Origin of the sequence: Microbacterium sp. BF1 (assembly GCF_019279095.1) — a bacterium.
GTDB classification, from domain to species: Bacteria; Actinomycetota; Actinomycetes; order Actinomycetales; family Microbacteriaceae; genus Microbacterium; species Microbacterium maritypicum.
This window is the reverse complement of record NZ_JAGYWT010000236.1, coordinates 1-3,790: the sequence shown is the minus strand read 5'-3', so window position 1 is coordinate 3,790 and position 3,790 is coordinate 1. Positions and strand designations below refer to the sequence as shown.

The following is a 3,790-nucleotide window of genomic DNA, read 5'->3' as shown; positions in this document are numbered from 1 at the left end:
CGAGAGTGACCTCCGGATCACGACTCTCCGCAACGCGGATCACATCGTCGCGGAACTCCTTGGGAAACGGCTTGGGCATGATGACATCCTTCCAGGCCAGCCATCTCGGCTAGCCACGCTAGATGTCACCTGTTCCTGCATCAGACCCGGCCCTCCTCACTCGAAACAAACCGACTGAGGACCACCGTGGCGGGGGTGGGCCAAATCAAACCGACATGAACACCCCGGCGCGTCGCAACATGGGCCAGACCAAAGCGACATCCCTGGGCCAAATCAGAGTGACAGAGTCACCCCCTGTCAAGGGCGCTGCGCGTCGCTTCGCGATGAGGCGGGGCCTCACCCCTGACAGGGGGTTTCCTCGTGTGGTTCGGCTTTGTATCAGGAGAAGGGGGAAGAACGGTTAGTGACGTTCAGGACCGTTGGTCATGGGGGTCCGCTGGACGCTGGCGGGGCGAGCGACCGCTGCCCGGTTCTGGGTGCCGGCCAGCGGCGAATCAACGAGGTTGGCGGCCCGCGCACTGCGGGTCTTGTCGACCTCGACAGTAGCTCTCGCAGGCCGACCCTCTACCTCTGCTGCACGAGCCTCTTCGAGGGTTGTGCGGAACACTCGGTATCGACCCACGGCGGGGCACTGCTCAGCCAGCGAACGCGCTGCGGCCTCCGGCTTCGATAGTCCGCCGGGACCGTGGAACACCTCGCGCGCATACTCGCTGGGAACCCAGCGACCGCCGAGCGAATCGCCGCTTTCAAGCGCGGTCGCGTAGGAGTGCTCCCACCGGCTGCGGATGCGTTCCTCCGACAGCTCGTAGGGAACCTCGACGTCGATCACCCGGACGTCGTAGCCGGCGTCGCGCAGGCGCTCACCGAGCGCCAGGGCGTCCGTCTCATTGCTAAGCACGGTGTCGATCACGATGTTGTCTCCCGCATCGATCGCGTCGGCGCGGAGCTTCTTCGCGAGGTAGGACGATTCCTCGTGGACGAGAGATGCCAGCTCGAGCGGAAAGAACCGTTCGCCCTGCGCTTCGCGCTCGCGAATAGCGGCAGGCATGAGCCACTGGCTATAGCTGCCGTCCGCCTGCGCCTCGCGCAGAAGGGAGCGCTTGAACTCGTCGGCGTCGATCACGAGGTACTTGCCTCGGTGCTCACCGAGCACGTCCTTCAGAACCGTGCTCTTGCCGGCTCCTGGCGGTCCAGCAAGAACGATCGCTCGATACTGCTGCTCGACGTCGGGAGCCTCTTCGCGTGCCTCGGTCAAGAGTCGAGTGTGAAGGCGTCGGCGCGAGAGCGTAGCCTCACCGTCGATCCACCACGCAGGATTGTTCATGGTCGCCGTAGCCGCATTCGGCGCGAGCGCCTGACCGGGTTTGGATAGCTCCCGCACGGTTTCCATGTGGCGAGCTACTGCGTCAGAAACCACGCGCTACTTCCTCCGAACGCGGCCGGCGCTCGGCGCCCCAGTCTTATCGACAACCCGATCAAATGAGTATTCGATGTAGCGACCATCCGCGCCGTCGTGGGCGATCCACTCTCCCGTCAGAGCGCTGCGAGGCACTGTGACCTTTGCCTCGCCTACGTAGACTCCCTCGTCGCTTTCATAGAGGTAATCGGGCAGGTCAACGAAAGACCCAGTGAACAAAGCTCCACTAGCCAAGATGCTGGCGGTGAGCTGCTTGTGATTGTCGGGTGCCTCGATCATCCTCGGCTCCGCCGCGGGCTGCTCTTGCTCGAGTCCGTGACGACGGTTGAACACTTCCTCGTACACGTCGTCCTCGATGAGTCCGCGCCGCACCGCGTCGTCTACCTCCGACCACGTGCCGGCCGGGTCAACGATGAGGGAGTCATACCCATCCGTCTGGCCGCCCTTCACGTAGGGGAACCTGGTGAGCTCGTCGACGAGCTGCGGCCGACTGATGTAGCCGGCGGCGTAGCGCTGGCAAATCTCGTAGGGCGTCGCGCCGGAGAAACCGTCCAGGGGCATCGCCACCTTCGCGGCCGTGCGTAGTGCGCTGAGCACGGACGGCTGCGCGATCCCGAGCCACTTCGAGATATCCCGCTGGCTGTAGCCGTGCTCTCCAAGTCGGCGCAGTTCACGCCGGTAATCCAACTCGTCGATTTCCTTTCGGCGGCGCGCGAGCACTGCTGCGCGGGCCTCCGCTGGGACTTCTGCGATCGTCATTTCGACCACCTCCTACAGACCATTCTATCAGGGGGGTGATAGATGCTTCTATCACCCCCCTGGTTACTTCACAAGCTGCCCGACAACAGCCACGACGGCCGGCACGCCCAGGATCGCTGCGAACATTCCGCAGACCGACGACCATACGTCAAAGTTGCGCTTGCTCTTCTCGATAGTTGCTCGTCGCTTCTCAATAGCTACTCGTCGCTGCGAAGCCTTGTCGCCACAGCCGTCTGGCTTGTCCAACTCGACAGCGCCCTCTGGCTTGTCCAGCTCGTCCTCGAGCTTGTCCAGTTCGTCCTCGAGCTTGTCCAGTTCGTCCTCGAGCTTGTCCAACTCATCAGCTGCCCTTGCCGCACCAAGGCCAGCAAGAATCTCTTTCACGAGGAGCAGGGCACCAGCCACCCCGGCCGTCCAGACGGCCGTCACGGGGTCCTTGAACAGCACCAGCGCGCCCACAAGCCCCGCAATAGCGCCACCCGCCACCCACATCTTTTTCTTGTCGATCCACCCACTGATGTTCTTAAGCATGTTGTCAAGATATCTACCCAGCTCGCGCCGCCTGGTTCACCGTGCGCGCCCGAGTGCCCGACGCACGCTAGTCGCTCCCACTCCGAGCACACGGCCGATGCTCTCCCAGCTCTGTCTCTCGGCGCGCATGCGCTCTGCGGTCGCGATCCGCTCCGGCGTCATTACGCTCGGGCGGCCGCCGACGCGGCCCTGGCTGCGTGCGTAGTCGAGGCCGCGCTGCGTGTTGTCTCGGATGGTGTCCACGCGCAGCTGGGCGAACACGGCCACGATGCCGTAGAGGGCGCGACCCATCGGGGTTGTGGTGTCGATCATCGGCTCGGTCAGGCTCACGATGTTCACCTGTCGTGCGTCGAGGTCCTGCAGCGTCTCGATCAGGATGCGCTCACTGCCTGCGAGCCGGTCGAGGCGGCGGACTTTGAGCGTGTCCCCCGGGCGGAGGTAGTCAAGGCAGGCAAGCCACTGTGGGCGATCGGTAACGCGGCTGGATTCGCCGTGGTCGACGAACACTCGTTCACAGCCGACGGCGCGCAGTTCGGCCTCCTGTGCTCCGGGGTTCTGCTCCCGCTTCGAGACCCGGGCGTATCCGACTTCATGTGCCATGCCGAAAACGGTACTGCCAACGTTCCGGCGCGTTTCGGTTTCGGCAGGGGGTTTCGGCGGATCATTCCTCGGCGTGTCGCGCACCGGGTCGTCGACGTCGACGACCGCGCCGCAAACGATCGTTTACGGCAGGCGCACGAGTTCTCGTCGGACTCGCACCGCTAGAGCTACCAGTCACGCGGGAATGCACACGACTGGCCTTGAGTTGGATACCCCCAGGGGGTATGTTTTAATCATGAACGGGTGCACCGACAACAAGGCTGATCTGCGTAAGCGGTTGAGTCGCGTCGAGGGTCAGGTGCGAGGGATCGCACGGATGGTCGACGAAGACAAGTACTGCATCGACATCCTCACGCAGGACAAGCGTCCACACTCCGACGAACGCCAGACCGATGAGGAGGCACTTGCCGGTCGCCCGCTGTGTCGCGGACTCGTGCGCTTGCTGGTTGGCCCGACTTCCTTCACTGATCCGCGCGAATTGCG

General features: G+C 63.7%; 5 protein-coding genes. 1 reads left to right on the top strand and 4 read right to left on the bottom strand.

All coding sequences use genetic code 11. The features are described from left to right. Window positions 1-400: 400 nt before the first annotated feature. The 4 genes from KZA10_RS09480 to KZA10_RS09465 all read right to left on the bottom strand — a co-directional run bounded on the left by KZA10_RS09480 (window position 401) and on the right by KZA10_RS09465 (window position 3,307). Window positions 401-1,255, bottom strand: coding sequence for a zeta toxin family protein (locus KZA10_RS09480; RefSeq protein WP_218682742.1), 855 nt, complete (start codon window positions 1,253-1,255; stop codon window positions 401-403). Window positions 1,256-1,420: 165 nt separating this feature from the next. Beyond that, complete coding sequence (locus KZA10_RS09475) at window positions 1,421-2,176, bottom strand: hypothetical protein (RefSeq protein ID WP_218682741.1); 756 nt, start codon at window positions 2,174-2,176, stop codon at window positions 1,421-1,423. Window positions 2,177-2,239: 63 nt separating this feature from the next. After that, window positions 2,240-2,707: a hypothetical protein gene (locus KZA10_RS09470; RefSeq protein ID WP_218682740.1), complete on the bottom strand. Its 468-nt coding sequence runs from the start codon at window positions 2,705-2,707 to the stop codon at window positions 2,240-2,242. A 36-nt stretch (window positions 2,708-2,743) separates the two neighbouring features. Beyond that, window positions 2,744-3,307, bottom strand: coding sequence for a recombinase family protein (locus KZA10_RS09465; protein ID WP_218682739.1), 564 nt, complete (start codon window positions 3,305-3,307; stop codon window positions 2,744-2,746). Between the two features lie 235 nt (window positions 3,308-3,542). Here KZA10_RS09465 and KZA10_RS17960 point away from each other — a divergent pair. After that, window positions 3,543-3,790: metal-sensitive transcriptional regulator (locus KZA10_RS17960; protein WP_256934656.1), on the top strand; the 248-nt coding region annotated here is incomplete at its 3' end.